The 20,428-nt window shown below is 62.2% G+C and carries 18 protein-coding genes; 6 read left to right on the forward strand and 12 right to left on the reverse strand.

What is annotated here, in order from left to right; genetic code table 11:
* Positions 1–61 precede the first annotated feature (61 nt).
* Positions 62–835, forward strand: a complete 774-nt coding sequence (locus SMD31_RS01700) for an AraC family transcriptional regulator (RefSeq protein ID WP_320498897.1) — start codon at positions 62–64, stop codon at positions 833–835.
* On the opposite strand, the gene SMD31_RS01705 is transcribed toward SMD31_RS01700, so the two are convergent.
* Genes SMD31_RS01705 through SMD31_RS01745 form a run of 9 tightly spaced genes read right to left on the reverse strand, consistent with a single transcriptional unit; the run spans position 832 to position 10,161 of the window.
* The gene (locus SMD31_RS01705; protein ID WP_320498899.1) at positions 832–1,710 is read right to left on the reverse strand and encodes a phytanoyl-CoA dioxygenase family protein; all 879 of its coding nucleotides are present in this window, start codon (positions 1,708–1,710) and stop codon (positions 832–834) included. The two genes, SMD31_RS01700 and SMD31_RS01705, sit on opposite strands and share 4 nt — an antisense overlap.
* Positions 1,711–1,719: 9 nt before the next feature.
* Positions 1,720–2,943 (reverse strand): phosphopentomutase, encoded by a 1,224-nt coding sequence (locus tag SMD31_RS01710; protein WP_320498900.1) that lies wholly within the window; start codon positions 2,941–2,943, stop codon positions 1,720–1,722.
* Positions 2,940–4,256 (reverse strand): thymidine phosphorylase, encoded by a 1,317-nt coding sequence (deoA, locus tag SMD31_RS01715; RefSeq protein ID WP_320498901.1) that lies wholly within the window; start codon positions 4,254–4,256, stop codon positions 2,940–2,942. Before deoA ends, SMD31_RS01710 begins: the two co-directional genes overlap by 4 nt.
* The gene (locus SMD31_RS01720) at positions 4,253–5,053 is read right to left on the reverse strand and encodes a purine-nucleoside phosphorylase (protein ID WP_320498902.1); all 801 of its coding nucleotides are present in this window, start codon (positions 5,051–5,053) and stop codon (positions 4,253–4,255) included. The genes deoA and SMD31_RS01720 overlap by 4 nt, the downstream gene beginning before the upstream one ends.
* A complete protein-coding gene (locus SMD31_RS01725; protein WP_320498904.1) occupies positions 5,050–5,448 on the reverse strand; it encodes a cytidine deaminase in 399 nt (132 codons plus the stop codon). The genes SMD31_RS01720 and SMD31_RS01725 overlap by 4 nt, the downstream gene beginning before the upstream one ends.
* The gene (locus SMD31_RS01730) at positions 5,445–6,419 is read right to left on the reverse strand and encodes an ABC transporter permease (protein WP_320498906.1); all 975 of its coding nucleotides are present in this window, start codon (positions 6,417–6,419) and stop codon (positions 5,445–5,447) included. The genes SMD31_RS01725 and SMD31_RS01730 overlap by 4 nt, the downstream gene beginning before the upstream one ends.
* Entirely contained in the window at positions 6,412–7,542 is a 1,131-nt protein-coding gene (locus tag SMD31_RS01735) for an ABC transporter permease (protein ID WP_320498908.1), read from the reverse strand. Before SMD31_RS01735 ends, SMD31_RS01730 begins: the two co-directional genes overlap by 8 nt.
* Positions 7,539–9,134: an ABC transporter ATP-binding protein gene (locus tag SMD31_RS01740; protein WP_320498910.1), complete on the reverse strand. Its 1,596-nt coding sequence runs from the start codon at positions 9,132–9,134 to the stop codon at positions 7,539–7,541. Before SMD31_RS01740 ends, SMD31_RS01735 begins: the two co-directional genes overlap by 4 nt.
* Before the next feature lie 34 nt (positions 9,135–9,168).
* On the reverse strand, positions 9,169–10,161 hold the full coding sequence (locus SMD31_RS01745) for a BMP family lipoprotein (protein ID WP_407652070.1): 993 nt from the start codon (positions 10,159–10,161) through the stop codon (positions 9,169–9,171).
* A 260-nt stretch (positions 10,162–10,421) separates the two neighbouring features.
* Here SMD31_RS01745 and puuE point away from each other — a divergent pair, with 260 nt between their 5' ends.
* Genes puuE through SMD31_RS01760 form a run of 3 tightly spaced genes read left to right on the forward strand, consistent with a single transcriptional unit; the run spans position 10,422 to position 12,822 of the window.
* Positions 10,422–11,342, forward strand: a complete 921-nt coding sequence (gene puuE, locus SMD31_RS01750; protein ID WP_320498911.1) for an allantoinase PuuE — start codon at positions 10,422–10,424, stop codon at positions 11,340–11,342.
* A complete protein-coding gene (gene alc, locus SMD31_RS01755; protein ID WP_320498912.1) occupies positions 11,339–12,337 on the forward strand; it encodes an allantoicase in 999 nt (332 codons plus the stop codon). The genes puuE and alc overlap by 4 nt, the downstream gene beginning before the upstream one ends.
* Positions 12,334–12,822, forward strand: coding sequence for an ureidoglycolate lyase (locus SMD31_RS01760; RefSeq protein ID WP_320498914.1), 489 nt, complete (start codon positions 12,334–12,336; stop codon positions 12,820–12,822). The genes alc and SMD31_RS01760 overlap by 4 nt, the downstream gene beginning before the upstream one ends.
* 5 nt (positions 12,823–12,827) lie before the next feature.
* On the opposite strand, the gene SMD31_RS01765 is transcribed toward SMD31_RS01760, so the two are convergent.
* From SMD31_RS01765 to SMD31_RS01775, 3 genes are read right to left on the reverse strand one after another with little or no spacing between them, the layout of a single operon-like run.
* A complete protein-coding gene (locus SMD31_RS01765; protein WP_320498916.1) occupies positions 12,828–14,312 on the reverse strand; it encodes a sensor histidine kinase in 1,485 nt (494 codons plus the stop codon).
* Positions 14,313–14,339: 27 nt separating this feature from the next.
* Positions 14,340–15,098, reverse strand: coding sequence for a response regulator transcription factor (locus tag SMD31_RS01770; RefSeq protein WP_320498918.1), 759 nt, complete (start codon positions 15,096–15,098; stop codon positions 14,340–14,342).
* 20 nt (positions 15,099–15,118) lie between these two features.
* A complete protein-coding gene (locus SMD31_RS01775) occupies positions 15,119–15,724 on the reverse strand; it encodes a hypothetical protein (protein ID WP_320498919.1) in 606 nt (201 codons plus the stop codon).
* A gap of 335 nt (positions 15,725–16,059) precedes the next feature.
* On the opposite strand from SMD31_RS01775, the gene SMD31_RS01780 reads away from it, so the two are divergent.
* Together SMD31_RS01780 and SMD31_RS01785 are read left to right on the forward strand one after the other, a co-directional pair.
* Positions 16,060–18,447 carry a tetratricopeptide repeat protein gene (locus SMD31_RS01780; RefSeq protein WP_320498920.1) on the forward strand — a complete coding sequence of 796 codons (2,388 nt, stop codon included), beginning with the start codon at positions 16,060–16,062 and terminating at the stop codon, positions 18,445–18,447.
* A 168-nt stretch (positions 18,448–18,615) separates the two neighbouring features.
* On the forward strand, positions 18,616–19,794 hold the full coding sequence (locus tag SMD31_RS01785; RefSeq protein ID WP_320498921.1) for a collagen-binding domain-containing protein: 1,179 nt from the start codon (positions 18,616–18,618) through the stop codon (positions 19,792–19,794).
* Positions 19,795–20,428 lie beyond the last annotated feature (634 nt).

Below are 20,428 nucleotides of genomic sequence, written 5' to 3' on the forward strand. Positions count from 1 at the left end.
GGATACGCGACTAGATTGGGCCTGCATTCCATAATGGGTCATAGTTTTTCGAGATTGGGCCATGGTACGAAACGTTCGGGGCTGGGAGTTGGATGGGGCGGAGCGACCGGTCGTCGCCTCTGGCAACGAATATCCGGCCGATCATGAGATCGCACCCCATCACCACCCGCATGGGCAGTTGCTGCACGGCGTTCCCGGCGTCATGACCGTGCGAACCGAACATGGCGCCTGGGTCGTCCCGCCGGACCAGGCGGTCTGGATCCCGCCGCAGATCGAGCATTCCGTCCGGATGATGGGGGATGTGGAAACACGCTGCGTCTTCGTACACCCGACACATATCGAGGGCCTGCCAGCAAAATGCCAGGTCCTGAGCATGTCGCCGCTGATGCGGGCACTCATTCAGGCAGCGGTCGAACTCCCCATCGATTATGCGCTGAGTGGCCGCGAAGGTGAGATCATGGCTCTGCTGCTGTCGGAACTGCGTGCGCTACCGGTTCTGCCCTTGTCACTGCCCTTCCCCGCCGACCCGAGGCTCGGTCAACGCTGCCAGCATTTTCTCAATGCACCACAAGCAAGTGAGACGATCGACGATTGGGCAGATGCGCTTGGCATGAGCCGCCGCACATTCACGCGTCATTTCAAGCGCGAATGCGGCGTTAGCTTTGCCGTATGGCAGCGGCAAGCATGCCTCTTTGCCGCTCTGCCGCGTCTTGCCGAAGGCGAAGCGGTGACCAACATCGCTCTTGATCTGGGCTATGACAGCCCGGCGGCGTTCACCACCATGTTTCGAAAGACGCTGGGATTCCCGCCCAGCCGCTATCTCAAAGCGGCCTAGAATCCCCGTAGCGGCAAGTCTGGACCGCGCCGCAGCCAATTATCGGCAGGATATCGCGCAGCACCGTCGATGCAATGCAGCGTATAGGCATGACGCGACCGCGTCGAGCGGTTGGCCGAACTGTAATGCGGCAGCAGCCCATGAAGCACGATCAGCGATCCCTTCTTGGCGTCAAGGTTGACGGCCGGCCGATCGGGCCAAGGTGCGGGATCAAGCGTCTCGGTCACCAGTTGGTCGCCGTCAACATGCCGGAAGCGCTTGCGTAACGGCCCCTTATGGGCACCGGGCATGCCCAGCATGCCGCCATTCGTGCTGTCGGCATCCTCAAGCGCGAACCAGAAACCGATGCAGCTCATCGGCTCGGTATAGAGGTAGGTGGAATCCTGATGCCATGACACCTCGCCGCCGATCCCCGGTTGCTTGAAGATATACATCGATTGCAGCAGCAGCGGGTCGCTCAACAAACCCTTCGCCAGTGAAGCCAGCCGCGGCTGGCGCGAGAAGGCCGAGAATGCCGGATCCAGGTCATGCATGGCATGACCCAGCTTGTTGACCGCCAACGCCTTCGGGCGCGTCAGGTGGCCATCGGCGTCGACCGCTTCCTCCTCGAGGAAGAAGCGGATCGCGTCGCCGGATTCCCGGAAGTAGCGGTCGGCCGCATGCGCCACCGATTTGGTCGAGAAAACCGTGCGATGCGCCTCGGCGTCAAAGCCCGCCACAAGTTCATTGGCGCGCGCGACCAGCCCGTCGCAAAGCTCGGTCGGCACAAAATTTTCGATCAGCAGGTAACCATCCGCCTCGAAGGCAGCACGCATATCAGGTGTGAGGCCGGTGTCGGTGGCGGCAAAGCGGCGCGGTGTCGTATCTGTAGACATGATGACCGTTTAAAAGCAGGCGGTGCCATGGGCGAGCGGTGCCAGCCCAAGATGTTTGGCGATGGTCTGGCCCATATCGGCAAAACTTGTGCGGCGACCGAGCGAGCCGATCGGGGCGGACGGGCCAAAGAACAGGACCGGCACGAATTCCCGCGTGTGATCCGTTCCACCGGAAGTCGGATCGCAACCGTGGTCGGCCGTAATAAGTGCCAGATCGCCAGGACGCATGGCCGCGTGGAAATGCGGGATGCGCGCATCAAACGCTTCAAGCGCCGCAGCATAGCCCGCAACATCGCGCCGATGGCCGAACAGCGTATCGAAATCGACAAAATTGGCGAAGGTCAGGCTGCCATCCGGGGCATTGGCCATCAATTCCAGCGTAACATCGACGAGGGCCGTATTGTCCTCGCCCTTTACCTTCCGGGTCGGGCCGCGGCCGCCAAATATGTCGGCGATCTTGCCGACCGAAATGACCTCGCGGCCGGATGCCTGAAGACGATCGAGTAGCGTTTCCTCCGGCGGCGGCGTCGTGAAGTCGCGCCGGTGCGAGGTTCGCTTGAAGGCCCCTTTTCGCTCGCCGACGAAGGGGCGCGCGATGACGCGCGCAATGCGCAGTGGTTCCAGCAAGCGCTTTGCCACTTGGCACACGTCCAGCAGTCGATCGAGGCCGAAGTGTTGCTCATGGGCCGCGATCTGGAACACGGAATCGGCCGAGGTGTAGCAGATGGGCTTGCTGCTGCGGATATGTTCCTCGCCCAGCCGGTCGAGGACTTCAGTGCCAGAGGCATGGCAATTGCCGATGATGCCGGGAAGCGCGCAAAGTCGCACCAGTTCGGCCATGATCTCGGGCGGGAAGCACGGATCGGTCTTGGGGAAGTAGCCCCAATCGACGGGAACCGGGCAGCCGGCCATCTCCCAATGACCGCTCGGCGTGTCCTTGCCGGCCGAAAGCTCGGCAGCGGCGCCAAAGGCACCTGTCGCCGGCAGCTTTGTGAACCCGGCCGGAAGTTGCCCCGTGGCCAACTCGGCAGCAAGACCCAACCCCACTTGTTCGAGATTGGGCAGACGCAGCGGGCCGGAACGCAGACCAGGCCTGTCGGCCTTCCCAGCCATGCAAAAGGCAGCGATATGGCCCAGGGTGTCGGCGCCCAGATCACCGAAACGACCGGCGTCCGGTGCCGCCCCGATGCCGAAGGAATCCATGACCAGAATGAAGGCGCGCCTTTCGCTCATCGCAACTCCTCCATCACGACCGGTCCCGTGCGGCTTTCGCCGACCAGGCGAATGGCGCGGCGCAGGCTGCTTGCGGCCATGCCGGCTGACGCCTCGTCAGCGGCATGAATGAGGGCGATCGGCTGGTCGGGGCCGACCGGTTCACCCAGTCCGACGATGTCGGTGAGGCCGACACGGTGATCGATGCCATCGCTGGGGTTGGTCCGCCCGCCGCCCAGGGCCACGATGGCCATACCGATTGCCCGGGTATCCATGACGCGGACAACACCGGCTTCCTCTGCAAAGCAGGGCTTCACTACCGGCGCTTTGGCGAGGTGCTGTTCGGGCCGCTCAAGGATATCCGCCGGCCCACCAAGGCCAACGACCATGCGCTGGAAATGTTCCGCCGCTTGCCCACTTTCAAGTGCCCGCTCGGCCAGACGCCGCCCCTGCGCCGCATCATCCGCTTTGCCGCCGATCACCAGCAGCTCGGCCGAAAGCGCCAGTGTGACATCAAGGAGACGCGGCTCGGTCTTTTCGCCCTTGAGGCATTGGATAGATTCCAGCATCTCCACCGCGTTGCCAGCGGTGCGACCCAGGACCTGGTTCATGTCGGTGATGAGGGCGCTGGTCTTCACACCCGCGCCATTGGCGACCCGGACGATGGAATCAGCCAGTTCCCGCGCCATCTTGAGCTCGGCTGCAAAGGCGCCAGAGCCGGTCTTCACGTCCATCACCAACCCTTGCAGGCCCGCCGCCAGTTTCTTTGACAAGATCGAGGCGGTGATGAGCGGTACGGATTCAACCGTCGCCGTCACGTCACGGATGGCATAGAAGCGCCGGTCGGCAGGCGCCAGATCCGCCGTCTGCCCGATAATCGCGCAACCCGTCTCCTTGACCACCTGACGGAAAGTATCGAGAGCAGGGGCTGTTTGGTAGCCCGGGATGGCGTCGAATTTGTCGAGCGTTCCACCGGTGTGGCCCAGGCCGCGGCCCGAAATCATCGGCACATAGCAGCCGCAGGCCGCAACGATCGGCCCCAGGATGAGCGATGTCTTGTCACCGACACCACCGGTCGAGTGCTTGTCGACAATCGGACCGTCGAGCCGCAGCGATGTCCAGTCGAGCACCGTACCGGAATGCATCATGGCGCGCGTCAGGGCGACCCGCTCGGTCATGTCCATGCCGCGAAAGAAGACTGCCATGGCAAAGGATGCAATCTGGCCTTCGCTCACGGCACCGGAACTGATGCCGCTGACAAAAAACTCGATCTCGGCGGGCGTCAGACGCTGGGCGTCCCGCTTCTTGCGGATAATTTCCTGCGGCAGCATCATGGCCTGGCGCCCAGCAAACCCAGCAGCAGTCGAGTCAGTTTGTCAGAAGCGGTTTTCATCTGCTGCATCGTGTGCTCATGGCTCAGGCTCTCGCGGCTCATCCCGGCACCCATATTGGTGACGGCGCTGATGGCCGCAACCTTCATGCCGAAATAACGCGCCAGGATCACGTCCGGCACTGTCGACATGCCGACAGCGTCAATCCCAAATCGACGCAGCCCTTTGATTTCGGCTGGCGTCTCGAATTGCGGGCCGGCGAGCCAGGCGTAGACCCCCTCCTTCAACGGGATCTTCAGCTTCGCCGCCTGTGTCTTGAATGCCTTGCGTAGGCCCGCATCATAGGCGCCCACCATGTCGACGAAGCGCTGATTACCGGTCAAACCGAACAGCGGCGATTCCTGAACGTAATTGACATGATCCTTGATGAGGATCAGTCCACCCGGCTTCACGCTCGGCATCAGGCTGCCAGCCGCATTGGTAAGGAGCAGGGTCTCGCACCCCAGGCCGTGCAATGTCTCAAGCGGCACCTTCATGGCGCCTGCATCACCGCGTTCGTAGTAGTGAATACGCCCTTGCAATACCGCGACAGACTTGCGCCCGATACGCCCAAGCACCAGGCGGCCGGCATGGCCGCTGACGCCCGATTGCTCGAAGCCCGGCAAGTCGGCATAGGGAAAGACGATCGGATCCGCGACATGCGCGGCGAACTCGCCCATCCCGGAACCAAGGACCAAGCCGATCTCGGCACGGAACCCCTTGGCCTTGCGCGCAATGGTCTTCAGCGTCGCAGCGCTCATGACAGGTGATCCTTGCCGAACGAGGCGGGCAGCAAATCGGCCAGCTTGAACGTGCGCCGCAACCCTTCCGGCCCGCAGACATGGACCGGCGTATCCGGTGCAGCGAATTCAGCGATACGCTGGCGGCAGCCACCGCAGGGCGTGGTGAGGTTGACACCCTCGCCCATCACAACGATCTCGCGGATCTTCTTCGCACCGTTGCTGACCATGGCGCCAATGGCACTGGTCTCGGCGCACCAGCCCTCGGGGAAGGAGGCATTCTCGACGTTGCAGCCGGCATAAACGCTGCCATCATCCGCCAGCAAAGCGGCTCCGACATGATAGTTCGAATAGGGCGCATGGGCATGTGTCATGGCGCGGCGCGCGGCTTCGAGCAGCCGGGGATCCATCATCATCTCTCCTTGATATAGGGATAGCCCAGTGCCTTCGGCGCGACCGCCTTGCCGATAAACCCGGCCAGCAGCACGACGGTGAAGAGATAGGGCGATGCCTGAATGAGTGGCACCGGCACCTGGCCAATGCCTGGGATGGCGACACCTTGCAGGCGGATCGCGATCGCATCCAGGAAACCGAACAGCAGGCAGGCAAAGAAGGCCGGCCACGGCCGCCATTTGCCGAATATCATGGCGGCAAGTGCAATGAAGCCGCGGCCCGCCGTCATCTCCTTCTGGAAACCGGCATTCTGCGATATCGACAGGAACGTGCCGGCGATGCCACAAAGGGCACCCGCCATCATCACCGCCATGTAGCGCAGGCGCAGCACCGGAATACCGGCCGTGTCGACCACCGCCGGGGCCTCGCCGGCCGCGCGCAGCCGCAGGCCGAAGCGCGTGCGGTAAAGGACGAACCAAACGGCGGGCACGATCGCGACCGCCAAATAGGTCAGCAGGCTGTGGCCGCTGACGATGTGAAAATAGATCGGACCGATCACCGGCACGTCGCGCAAGATATCGGCGCCCGGCAGCGTGATCGGCATCAGCCGTTGTTCGGGCGCCAGATCCGGCGTGTTTCCGCCGCGCCCGAACCAGGCATGCCCCAGCACCACGGTCAGCCCAGCCGCGGTGATGTTGATCGCAACCCCGGACACCACCTGGTCGCCGCGATGGGCGATGCAGGCATAGCCATGCACCAGCGACAGCAGCACCGCCACCACGATCGCCGCCCCAAGAGCGATCAGCGGAGAGCCGGTCTCGGCCGCGACGACGGCCGCGGCAAAGGCCGCCGCCAGCATCTTGCCTTCAAGGCCGATATCGATGACGCCGGAACGTTCCGAAAAAATGCCAGCCATCGCGCAGAAAATGAGCGGCGTCGCCATGCGGATGGTCGCGGCGAGTGTCGAAAGCGCCAGGACGAAGACGTCATCCATGGGACGATGCCTCTCGCACCTTCGCCGCCATCAGGCGCAGATAAAGCCGCTCGACCCAGGGACGATTCATATACGCCAGCGCGCCAGAGAACAGGATGATAAGGCCCTGGATGGTGATAATCATCTCGCGCGTGATCGTCGGAATCTCGAAGGCCAGTTCCGCACCGCCTTGATAGAGCGCGCCGAACAGCAGGCTGGCGAGCACAATCCCGAAAGGATGATTGCGGCCCATCAGCGCCACGGCGATGCCGGTGAAGCCGGCACCAGCGACAAAATCGAGCAGCAGGCGGTGCTGCACACCCAGGATTTCGTTGACACCCACCGAGCCTGCCAACGCCCCCGAGATCGCCATGGCGATCATGACGATGCGCCCCGGTTTGATGCCGGCATAGATCGCGGCGCGCGGCGCCAGGCCGGTCGCCCTTATCTCGTAGCCGAGGCGAGAGCGCCAAATGAAGATCTCAACCAGCACGCAACAGATCAACGCCCAGATCAGCGAGAGGTTGAGCGGTGTCGAGGACATCTTGATGCCGAACCATGCGAAAACAGTCGCCATCTCCGGCAGGGTCGCGTTTTCGGTAAAGGTGCGACTCTGGGTCGACATCTGCCCGGGATCGCGAAAGACGTCGACCAGCAGATAGACCATCAACGAGGCGGCAAGGAAATTGAACATGATCGTCGTAATGACGATATGGTTGCCGCGATGTGCCTGCAGATAGGCGGGCACGATCGCCCAGGCTGCACCGAAGCCCGCAGCTGCCAGGATGGCGAGCGGCACCAGAAGCGGGGCCGGCAGAAAACCGTCGCAGGCGAGTGCCACCACGCCGGCGCCCAGGCCGCCAATATAGGCTTGTCCCTCGCCGCCGATGTTGAAGAGCCCGGCGTGGAAGGCCACTGCCACGGCAAGCCCGGTAAAGATGAAGCTCGTCGCGTAATAGAGCGTGTAGCCCCAGCCATACCCGCTGCCAAAGGCACCCTCGATGAGGATGGCGATGGCATCAAACGGATTGGCGCCGATGGTCCACAGGATGAGGCCGGCAACGACGAGCGCCATCAGCACGTTGATGACGGGTAGAACGCCGATCTCGAGCCAGCGCGGCAATTGGCTGGGGCGGGTACTCACGACGCCACGCGCAGCGTCTCGGCGCTGCCGGTCATCATCAGGCCGAGTTGTCGCTCGTCCGCATCCGCGCCCGCGATCTCCCCGACAATGCGCCCCTGATTCATCACCAGGATGCGATCGGCCAGCGCCAGAATCTCATCGAGTTCGACCGAAACCAGCAGAACCGCAACGCCACGATCGCGCAGGGCAATGATCTCGCGATGGATGAATTCGATCGCGCCAATGTCGACCCCCCGCGTCGGCTGACCGATCAGCAGAACGCGCGGCTGGCAGGCCATTTCGCGCGCCAGAATGAGCTTCTGCTGGTTGCCGCCGCTGAATTTCGCGGACCCCAATTGTGGCAACGGCGGGCGCACGTCAAAGCCCTGCATCAGTTTTTCACAGCGCGCCGTCATGGCTGTTCGATCGAGCAGGAAGCGACCGCCAAGATCGGGATCACGCTGATAGCCGAGCACCGAGGATTCCCAGGCCGGAAAGCCGGTGACGATGCCAAGGCGATGCCTGTCTTCCGGCACATGCGCCAAACCCAGCGCCCGCATGGCGGCCGGATCGCTGGGCTGGGTCGCCATGACGACAGCGTCTTGCAGCCGGATGCGGCCGCCGCTGGGATGGCGGATGCCGGCAAGCGTCTCCAGCAGTTCGCTTTGCCCGTTACCCGACACGCCGGCAATGCCGACGATCTCACCGGCACGGAGATCGAACGTGATGTCATGAAGGCGGGTGACGCCGCGATCGTCGACAAGCGAAAGTCCTTCGACGGCAAGCTCGACGTCGCGCGGAGATGCCGGGGTCTTGTCAAGCTCGAGGCGCACCTTGCGCCCGACCATCAGTTCGGCCAATTCCTGCGCATCTGTATCAGCGGTCCGGCGATCGGCAACAACCGCGCCACCACGCATGACGGTGACGTTATCGGTGATGGCCAGGACTTCCTTCAGCTTGTGGGTGATGAGAAGCACCGTGACGCCACGCGCCTTCAAGGCCGACAGGATGCGAAACAGTTGATCCGTCTCCTGCGGCGTCAACACGCCGGTCGGCTCATCCAGAATGAGGATGGAGCAATGACGAAAGAGCGCCTTCAGGATCTCGACGCGCTGCTGGTCACCCACCGGAAGATCGGCGATGCGGGCATCTGGGTCGACAGTCAGGCCGAATTCCTGGCCAAGTCGCAGTAATTCGGCCCGTGCCTTGTCCTGGCCTTCCTTCAGCAGGGCGCCACCTTCGGCACCCAGCATCACGTTCTCCAGGACCGAGAAACTTTCCACCAGCATGAAGTGCTGGTGCACCATGCCAATGCCGGCAGCAATGGCATCAGCGGAATTGCGGATAGCCACCTTGGCGCCGTCAATCCTGATCTCGCCGCCGTCGGCCTCATAGAAGCCGTAGACGATCGACATCAGAGTCGACTTGCCGGCACCGTTCTCGCCGATGATGCCGTGGATCGTGCCTTTCCCGACACGCAAGGACACGTCACGATTGGCTTGAACCGAGCCGAAACGTTTATTGATTCCGACCAACTCGATGGCAGGCGGCGGCGCCCCGGGGAACGCCGCCGCTGTCATCGCCTGGTCCGACCCATAGGGGGCGGCCGACATGTCTGTCAAAAGTCCGATCGCTTGGCCAAACCGCTTAATAGCTGCAGGCGTTGTCAGCCATGTAATCATGCACCTTGATCTTGCCGGAGATGATGTCGGCCTTGGCGGCCTCGACCTTCGCCTTCATGTCGTCGGTGATAAGCGACTTGTTGTTGTCGTCGAGCGCCCAGCCGACACCTTCATGGGCAAGATCCATGACCGTGACACCGGCCTTCCAGCTGCCATCCTTGGCGGCCTTGGCTGAATTGTAGACGGCCACATCGACGCGCTTGACCATCGAGGTCAGCATGGTACCGGGATGCAGATAGTTCTGGTTGCTGTCGACACCGATCGCCAACTTGCCGGCATCCTTGGCGGCCTGATAGACGCCGGTGCCGGTGCCTCCCGCCGCGGCGAAGATGACATCGACACCTTGGTCGAACTGGCCCTTGGCAAGCTCGGTGCCCTTGGTCGGATCGTTCCACGCCGCCGGGGTGGTGCCGGTCATGTTGGCCGTGACAGACGCATCCTTGTTGGCGTATTTGGCGCCCTGTTCGTAGCCGCATTCGAAACGGCGAATGAGCGGGATATCCATGCCGCCAACGAAACCAACCTTGGCCGACTTGCTCGCCATCGAGGCCAGCATGCCGACCAGGAACGAGCCTTCGTGTTCGTTGAAGACGATCGATTGCACATTCGGCAGATCGACCACCATGTCGATGATGGCGAAGTGCTTGTCGGGGAACTCCTTGGCAACCTTGGCCAAGGCGTCAGCCTGGCTGAAACCGATGCCAATGATCGGGTCGGCACCCTTCTCCGCCATGCGACGAAAAGCCTGTTCGCGCTGCGCGTCGGTCTGCACCTCGAACTCGAGATAGGAATCGCCCGTCTCGGCCTTGTATTTCTCCATGCCGTTGAAAGCGGCTTCGTTGAACGATTTGTCGAATTTTCCGCCGGCGTCATAGACTACGGCTGGTTCGGCCATGGCAGCACCCGCTGCAAACATTACCGCCATCGCCGTCGCTGCGCGGAGCAAAAGCTTGTTCATCTCACGTCTCCCAAAAGTGGCCTTTTGGCCGTTTCTTTTCATCAGCGGACGCGGGCCTGTCGGACCTGTCGCCTTGCCCGCGATAATGCTGACCCTTTGGACAGGAATCAACCGCGATATCCCTGCGAACGGGCAGGATGAGCCGGGGGACGGCGATTTTCAAAGAAAGATTTGTAAAGTTTCGCGCCATATCCGATCTGCCCAGATCGCCGGGTGGCTGGTGTAAGCTCTAGCTCGGAAAACGTGGGAAATGACCGGCTATGGCTGATAAATCCTATCCGCGCGATCTTGTCGGCTATGGCCGAGAGCCGCCCTACGCCGATTGGCCTGGCGGCGCCCGGATCGCCGTTCAGTTCGTCCTCAACTATGAAGAGGGGGGTGAGAACTGCCTCCTGCATGGCGACCCTGCCTCGGAAGCGTTCCTGTCGGAGATTGTCGCGGCACAGCCAGTTCCCGGCGCTCGTCACATCAGCATGGAATCGATCTATGAATATGGCAGCCGCGTCGGTGCCTGGCGCGTCCTGGATCTCTTCCGTCGCCATCAGCTGCCGCTGACGATCTTCGCCGTCGGCATGGCCGCCGAACGTCACCCCGCCATCATTCGCGCCATGTACGATGCCGGGCACGAGATCTGCAGTCACGGCTATCGCTGGATCAATTACCAGAGCGTCGACGAGGCGACCGAGCGTGACCATTTGCAACGTGCGATCGAGGCGATCCGCGCGGCCACGGGAGAGCGGCCGCTCGGCTGGTACACCGGTCGGACCGGCCCCAATACCCATCGTTTGGTCGCAGCCGAAGGCGGCTTCCTCTACAATGCCGATGACTATAGCGATGACCTGCCGTTCTGGTCGACGCTCCACGGCCCGCCCCAACTGATCGTGCCCTACACGCTCGATGCCAATGACATGCGCTTTGCCTCGCCCCAGGGTTTCAATAGCGGCGATCAGTTCTTCAGCTATCTGCGCGACAGCTTCGATGTCCTTTACGCCGAGGGCGCCACGACGCCGCGCATGATGTCGATTGGCCTGCATGGCCGGATCGTCGGGCGTCCCGGCCGTCTTAGGTCGCTGCAAAGGTTCATCGAACATGTCATGAGCCACGACAAGGTCTGGGTATGCCGGCGCATCGACATTGCCCGTCACTGGCGCGAACGCCACCCCTTTGGAGAACACGCATGAGCAGCCATGACGCCGCACCGCATCCCTTTGGCGCCGCCGCCATCAACCTTCTCGATCCACGCCTGGGTGCCGCAGCACTATCGGCCAGCGATGAGTTCTTCGCGCCGAAGGAACGCATGCTCAATCCCGATGTCGCCGTTTTTATTCCAGGGAAATATGACGACAACGGCAAATGGATGGATGGCTGGGAGAGCCGGCGCAAACGCGTGGCGGGCCACGATCACTGCATCTGCCGCCTCGCCTTCCCCGGCCGCATTGCTGGCTTCGACATCGACACCAGTCATTTCACTGGCAATTTTCCACCCGCCGCCTCCATTGACGCCTGCCGGATCGACGGCGATCCCGACACCGCCACTGCCTGGCAAACGATCGCTCCCGCCACGTCGCTGACGGGCAACAACCACCATTTTATCGCCAGCGACAGCGATGATGTGTTCACGCATGTTCGCCTCAACATCTATCCCGATGGCGGTGTCGCCCGTTTGCGTGCCTATGGCCGACCGGTCACGGACTGTACCAGGCTACGCGGTCAGCGTGTCAACGTCGCCGCCGTCGAACTTGGCGCTTATGCGGTTGCCTGTTCGGACCAGCACTATGGATCGCCTATGCGCGTGCTTTTTCCCGGCCGCGGAATCAATATGGGCGACGGATGGGAAACAAGGCGGCGGCGCGAGCCTGGCAACGATTGGTGCATCTTGGCCCTCGCCCAACCGACCGCGATCGACGAGATCGAGATCGACACCGCGCATTTCAAAGGCAATTTCCCAGACCGTTGCTCCATCCAGGCGGCCATGGTGACGGCGGCAACGGACCAATCCATCGTCACACAATCGATGTTTTGGCAGATGCTGCTGCCAGAACAGAAAATGGCGATGGACAAGCAGCATGTCTACAAAGGCGAGATCGGCGGCATCGGTCCCGTCAGCCATGTCCGGCTGAATGTCATTCCCGATGGCGGCGTGTCACGGCTGCGTCTGTGGGGCCGTGTCGCATGAAACTGAAAATCGAGCAACTCGACCGGGGCGCCTTTGCCCCCTTTGGCGACGTCATCGCATGCGACGGCAGCCGGCATTACCAGATCAATGATGGGTTTGCAGAGCGCTATCACGACCTCGCCAAGGTCGACATCGCAGCCGATGGCGGCCGCCCGCTTATCAACATCTTTCGCGCCAAGCCACGGACCTTGCCGCTTCAGATCGCAATGATGGAACGTCATCCCTTGTCGTCGCAGGCCTTCATGCCGTTAATGCCACGCGCGTTCCTGGTCGTGGTGGCCGCAGCCGGGACCGTGCCGACAGCAGAGGATCTCCGATGCTTCCGCACTCATGGGCTGCAGGGCGTCAATTATGCCCCGGGCACCTGGCATTTTCCGCTGATCGCGCTGGAGACAGAACAGGATTTCCTGGTCGTCGATCGCGGTGGTCCGGGCAGGAATTGCGACGAGGTCGCCATTGCCGGCGACGTTTTCGTCGTCGACTGACGAACTCAGTTCGCCAACGGCAGGCTAATCGTCACTTCGAAGCCGCCTTCTGGCCGATTGCGCGCCGCGACGCGCCCACCCATCAGTTCGATGTTGCGGCGAACGATCGCCAATCCCAAGCCGAAATGCGGACCGCCGGCAGCACCGCTGCCATTGGCCGGCCGATGCGATACATGCCGCTCGAAGATCGCCGGCAACAAATCGACCGGCACGCCCGGCCCCTGATCGATCACGGCAAGGCGCGCGCGTCCGCCACCCTGCTTCAGTTCAAGGCGCACGGTTGACCCCTGCGGCGCGAAGCTCACGGCATTGTCGACCAGATTCTCGATCGCTGTTTCCAATGCCTCTTCGCTGGCGGCCACCTTGATGCCGGGTTCAACCGTTGCAACGATTTTCACGTTGCTGCCATGAGCCTCGGCAAAAGCGCGCGCGGTGTTCTCGACCATCGGCGACAATTTGATCGGCGATGCCGGCGCGTCGATCATCTCCGCGATGGCTTCATCGATCCGCCGCGCCGACGCCACCAGATCCTCCATACGTTCCAGCGCCCGCTCGATCGTCTCTACCGCGCGTTTGGCCCGGTCGTCATTGGCGGTGTTGGCGATACGCCGGATCGGCTCGACGGCCTGCGCCATCGCGGCAATCGGCGCCTTCAGCGCATGGGCGTTCTCTTCCGCCGCCTCGCGGATCGACCGCGCAGAGGTCTCCAGCGTCGTCACCAGGCTGTCGAACTCAACCGCGACAGGCTTTAGCTCGGGCACTGGCGTCGCATTGGCAAAGCTGATCTGCCTGCGCCCGGGTGTGTGACGGATGATGCGCGCCAGCCTGGCAAATCGGCTGAGGCCCAGCGTCACCGAGACGGCGACTGCCAGGATGAGCAAGGCCATCATCGCGTAAAAGATACCGGCCCAGCGCACTTCTGGCGCCGACGCAAAGGGCCGAGCCAAGGTCGTGCCGGCCGGATCATTTTCGGCATAGGCCGTGATCACGGCCCAACAGCCGACTTCGGTATGGAAGGGCGAGATCGAGGTTAGAATTTCGGTGGCACCACTCGGCCCCGTGAAACTTTGGCTGAGGCTGCGATTGCCGGCGCAGCTTTCCTCGACCTTGCCAAGGATGCCGGTCGCCACGAGGGCGCGCCGCTCGGCATCGAGATAGGCGGCATCAACCGTCGGGAACGCCGCCACGTAATAGAAGCTCTGCTGCTCTCCGGTGGGGCGCATCAATAATTTGATGCGGAGACTGCTGGTGCCCAGGCGCGCGACCCATCCCGTTGCCGCAACCGGGGCCTTGGCCCCCTCGGCGCGCAAGGCCAACTCCAAACCTTGCGCCAACAGATAGCCCTGGTTCTGCAAATTGCTCAACAGCAATTGCTGACGCTCTTCATCGACGGTCGCGAAGCGGGCATAGAGAATCATCGGCACGCTGAGGAACACCAGCCCCAGTAGTACCAGCTTGACCAGAACCGATCCGAATATCGCGCGCAGCATCCCCGTCCCCCGCGGTCGAACGCCGCCTTACGCGTCCTTGCTGGCGGCCCGCCAGCGATAGCCGAAGCCCGGAAAGTTCTCGATCGCGTCGAAACTCGGATCGACGGCAATGAACTTCTGCCGCACGCGCTTGATCAGGGCACGGACATTGGCACGGTAGCCGTCCGGTCCCTGGCCCGCCGCAAAGTTCTCGCCGCGCAACGCGTCGTAGATCTCGCGGTAGCTGACGTCGCGGCCAGCCCGTACCATCAGCGCCACCGACTTGAACTCGCCAAGCGTCAGACTGACCGGGCGCTCGCGCCATGTGACGGCATGTGATCCGGCATCGAGCAGAAGCGGTCCGGTCTGCAACACGCCATCGGACCCCACTTGGCCGTCGCTGCCCGCTTCAACCGGCTCGCTTCGACTGAGCGCCAGTTCGATGCGGCGCTGCAGAATGGCAAAGCTGCGTGTCTTGCCGACGAAATCGATGGCACCTGCCTTCAGTGCCGCCTCTTCGTAGATGACGTCATCGAGCGAGGTGAGAAAAATGGCAGGCGTCATCAGGTTGATCTGGCGCAGGCGCTGCAGCAGTTCAAGGCCGGTGAGGCCCGGCATTTTCCAATCCAGGATGAGCAGGTCGATCGTGACGTCCTGCGCCACTGCATCGGCACTGAGAGCCTCCAGAGCGACGTCTGGCGCCGCGAATTCGCGCACGTGGAAGCCCGCTTCGGTCAGATTGCCAACCAGCATCGGCCGAAATAGATCGTCGTCATCGACAACGACAATGCGCGTCGCCTCAGCCATTCTGGCCGTTCCTCTGATGATTATGGTACATGATGCGCCTCCTTGAGCGCCTTATAGCAAGACTGGACAGCGGCATCTTCAGCGCCCTCAGGCTGCATTTCATAGCTGAGCGCCCGCCGCTGATTGTCGGCAACGTCCAGGAAGAAATAGACGTCGAGAGAGCAAGTTCCGGCGCGATAGGTCCAGATCGTGCCGGTACCTTCGCGCCGGGTGGCGACCGGACGCCCCAGCAAAGTGGCCACTTCCGATTCCGCCTTGCTCTTCAATTCCTCGGGTGTCGACGCCGACAAGGCAATCGGCTCTGGCTCGGCCGCCATGACGGCGGGTGCGGGCACGGGTGCGATCTCCGGCGTGGCGGCATCCTTGTCGCGCGCCTCATCGACGCCGTCAGGGCGGCCGATCAACAGTTGATGCGCGTCGGTCCCGGCCGGAAGATCCGCAGCTGTGGCCGCCGCGGGCTCGGCCTCGGTCAACTTGGGTGATGCGGGCGCGCGTTTGGGCGTCTTTGGTTTCAACTTGGGAATGATCGGTTCTTCCGGCACGATAGCCTTCACGGCGGGCTTTGCCGCAACCGCGACAGGCTTCTTGGCATTCTGCGCCGCACCAGCGCAGGCCGAAAGGAGCATTGCAGCGACAACTCCGTTAACTAAATGGGAAAGCAGGCGTCGTATCATTTCTTCACTCGTGGGCGTCGCCGGGGCTGCCTTTCGGCAAATGAGGCCTGCTGATAGCGACCCCTACCGTACTCTACAAGATAGTGATCAGGCCAAAATCGTGCTGCAACATAAGAATAGGCGGGAGTCGTCAATTTTTAGTCGCCCTCAATGCACACTCAACAACCCAGGCTTCTATAAATGTCACAGAAATCACACCGGGCGATGATATAGCCAGATATTCTTATCTCCGAAGAAATGCGGAAGTTCCCCGCGTCCCAACAATAATTCGTGGATTTAGTAGACCGATGGCACTTGGCCATAAGACCCTCAACGCCCTGGCTGCGTGTTTGTTCCTTTTGCTCGCTGCTTGTGATTCACCTGCCGAACGCGAAGCAGCCCATGTCGCCAGGGGGAAGGAACTCCTGGCGGCCGGCGACCCGGTGAAAGCAGCGCTGGAATTCCGCAACGCCCTGCAGATCAACCCGGTCGGTGCCGAAGCCACCTTCATGTTGGCCAAAATCGCCGAAGATGCGGGCGATTATCTGGCGGCACTCCGTGGCTACCGGGCTGTTGCCGACCAGAATGCCGGTAATCTCGACGCACAGTTGAAGGCAGGCAGGCTGGAGCTCTATTCGGGCGACCCGCTCAGCGCCATCTATCGTGCCGAAAAGGTCCTGTCCACGGCGCCCACCCAGCTTGAGGCGCGCACGCTCAAGGCGGGCGCACTGCGCCTCGAAGGCAAGCTCGATCAGGCGAGCAAGGAGCTGGACGCCGTGCTGGCGCAGGACGCTAACCATGCCGACGCCCTGGGCCTGCTGGCTGAAATCAAGCTGGCGCAAGGAAAGGCGGCGGAGGCTGCAACGCTGGTGGACCGTGGGTTGCAGGCAGTCCCTGGCAGCATCGAGCTGACAACGCTGCGCCTCACTATATATCGGCGGCAGCAGGACAAGGACGGCATCTATGCGATGCTGAAAAAGCTGGTAGCGCTGCAGCCGGACAATCCCGAATACCTCGCCAACTACGCCGGTGAACGCGCCGACGAAGGCGACCTCCTCGGCGCCAAGGCGTTGTTCGAGGACGCGATCGCCAAGAACCGTGGTGGCGAGGCGATCATCGCCCGCTATGCCGCGTTCCTGGAGCAGCGTGTCGGCCTTGATGGCGCCTATCAGGAATTGATGACGCCCGTCGCCGGGGCGTCGCCGGGGCCGGCACAGAAACTCCTTTTGGCGCAGCTCTGTCTGCGCTCGGGCGCCCTGGACAAGGCCGAAGCCGCGTTCGAGGACGTCGTGAGTTCAGCCCCCAAGGTCAGTCAGCGTCATGAGGCACAGGCCGGCCTCGCCCAATTGGCCCTGCTGCGGCACGACAATGCGGCCGCCGAGGCGATTGTCGCCGCCATTCTGCAAGAAGATGCGCATCAGCAGGGGGCCCTGCTCATCAGGGCCGGCCTGCGTCTCGCCGCCCAGAAATTCGATGCGGCCATCGCCGATCTACGCATGGTGCTGCATGGCGATCCGGACCAGCCAACGGCATTGTCCCTGCTGGCGCGCGGCTACATGGCGCAGGGCGACAGGGAACTCGCCGGCCAGACGCTGCGCCAGCTGCTTGAGGTCGATCCGCGCGATGTGCAGGCACATCTCGACATGGCCAGTCTGCTGGCGGCGCGGGCGCCGGCTGAAGCGCTCGAACATCTTGATGCGGCCATCGCCCTGAAGCCACATGCCAGCGAAATTCTGGCGCAAAAGGCCCTCTATCTGGTCACGCTGGGAAAGCCTGACATGGCGGAGCTTATCGGGCGCGACATCATCAAGGCCGATGCGAAGGACCCTTTGGGCCATCAGGTACTCGGTGAAGCCGCCGCCGCCCGCAAGGATGAGACAATCGCCTTGGGGGCCTTCATCTCCGCGCTCGACAACGGCGGCGATTTCAAGGTGCTGGGGCCGAAGATCGTCCAGGCCTATGTCGATGGCGGCAAGCTTGCCGATGCCATTGCATTCCTCAGCCAGCGCCTCACACGCGATCCTGACGATGCCACCTCGCTGGTGCTGCTGGCAACGCTGCGCCAAGGGGTCGGCGATGGCGGCGATGCCATTCAGTTGCTGGACCGGGCCATGGCCGTGGCGCCAGGCGAGCCGGCAGCCTATCTCGTCAAGGCGCGATTGCTGGGTGCGGCCGGACGCTACAGCGATTCCGCCCAGGTCATGGCCATCGCCACCGCCAAAATGCCGGGCAATGTCGATGTGGCGCTCGCCGCGGCGGCGGCACTGGAAGCAAGCGGCGACGTCGATGCGGCCCGCGTGGGCTATGAGCGGGTGCTGGCCCTTGCGCCCAACAATCTCGTCGCCATCAACAATCTGGCAACCCTGATCGCCGATTCCTGGGCCGAGGACAGCGTGCGGCTGAGCCAGGCGAGAAACCTCGCCGAACGCTTCCGGGCCAGCAACAACGCCACACAGCTCGACACTTTGGGCTGGGTCCTCACGCGCCAGGGCCAATTCGACGACGCCCTGCCCGTTCTTGCCCGGGCGGTAGCCCTGCAGCCCGATAACCAGGGCATCCAGTATCACTATGCCGTCGCCCTGGACGGCAAGGGCCTCGGCGACAAGGCGAGGGCCGCCATCACACTGGCAATTCAGGGCGAGCCGCGCTTCCGGGGGGTGGCGGACGCCCGGCGCCTTGCGGAACGCATTCGTTAAAAGAGCGTCAGAATGCTTCGCGACTGCGGCAAAAAAGATAGTTAACAGGAATTTTATCAAATTTAACCAAATTGTGTGACTTTTGTCGCGATTCTGGGCTTTCGCTTCGCTAAGTCGCTGCTCTAAAGTGCAAACCATTGAACATTCGACTTTTGGGGGCTGAAGAAAATGAAGGCAAACACCGGTAAATCAACCACACGCGCACTCGCATTGGCATGCTGCGCCGCACTCTCGCTGGCGGCAGCACCGGCCAAGGCCGAGCCGGTCAGCGCCAACGCCATTCTGGACAGCTACAACCTCATCGTCTTCGGCGATTTGACCAGTTCGTCCCATGTTGATGGGAAGACCTTCGTCAGCGGGAACGTTACCGGCGGCGATTACGGCCAGCATTACAGTGAACTGCCGGTTGACGGCGTCCCGACCCTGACCGTCGGCGGTGACCTCAAGGGCAACGTCAACATGAACGGCTCGGGCCTGACGGTTGGCGGCAATATCGCCACCAACAACCTCAACCTGAACAAGGGCGGGGACATCAAGGTCGGCGGCAATATCACCTCGAACCTCAATGCCAATTTCAACGGCAATGGCGACCTCTACGCCAAGGGGTCGGTGACGAACAATGCCAACGTCAACGCCAATGGCGGCGACATCTATCTGGGCGGCACGGTCCAGTCCGGCAATGCCAACGCCAATGGCGGCGGCCAGAAGTTCGTCAACTCCGCCGTACCGGCCACGGTGGTACCGGACGTCGCCAGCGAGGCAGCGACGATCAAGGAAACGCTGACGACCTATTCCAGCTATCTCTCCAACCTGGTTGCCAACAGCGCCACCAGCGGCACCGGCAAGGTGACGTTCGATGCGGCGCCAGGCGCTGATGGCGTCGCCGTCTTCAACATCTCCGACGCCGTTGCCTTCTTCGGTGGCGCCAACGAGTTCCAGTTCAACCTCAACGGCGCCAAGTCGATCGTCATCAATGTGAGCGGCGCTGCCGGCTCGCTCATCACCATCGCCGCAAACTTCCTCGCTGGCATCGCGACCGAGCTTGCCGATAACACAGTCTGGAACTTTGTCGACGCGACCGACATCGTCATCAACAACCAGTTCGGCGGCTCGATCCTGGCCCTTCTCGCCCATGTGACGAACAACGCCAACATCGAGGGCACGCTGGTGGCGGGCAAGGTCACGCAGAATGCCGAGATCCACTACAACGGCGGCAAGGACCTGCCCCCCGTGACCAAGACGCCGATCCCGGCCGCCCTGCCGCTCTTTGCGGCGGCGCTGGGTGGTCTCGCCTATGCCCGCCGCGTACGCAATCGCCGCGGCCAGTCGACGCGGGCCGCCGCCTGAACGCTGGCGCCCTGCTGAAAGGCAAAAAGGCCTGTCCCATGGGGGCAGGCCTTTTTCATTGCGCTGTCCGCACCACAAGAAGCAGCAACCCTATCTGGTTGCCGTTCTGGTTGCCGTTGCCGGGCAGACTTTCATTTCGCGGAAAGAGAATGGTGGGCGCAGTAGGACTCGAACCTACGACCCGCTGATTAAGAGTTAGGTGGAATTTGCGGGATATCAACACGGTTTTACACATTGCACGGCTTTTCCACGCCATGGAATATCAAGCACTTAGAAGCAGAATGTAAAACCGAAGAGTTCAGCATCACGACGAAACGCTGCAACAAGATTTATCCTGGCCCGTCATTCCAGGAGGAGCCCCGGCGGATTGCGCATCGGGGCCGTCGCGCATCGTAGCTCGTCAGCCTCCGTGGATTATGACTGCGCGACTTCTCTTTCACGCTGTCAGCAGCCACATATTCGCACACGATCATTGAGAGCGCGCGCTGAGGTGTAGGGCTAGCCGACGAATTGCCAATAGATGTAGTTATTCTCAATATTGGCCTCAGTCCTGATGCCGCCATTTTCCGGTGCTTGCTTGACCTTTATAGGCCTGGCCGATTGGACGCCGGCAATAGTAAGCGTTTGCTGCACC

Origin of the sequence: Dongia rigui (assembly GCF_034044635.1) — a bacterium.
Taxonomy (GTDB): Bacteria; Pseudomonadota; Alphaproteobacteria; order Dongiales; family Dongiaceae; genus Dongia; species Dongia rigui.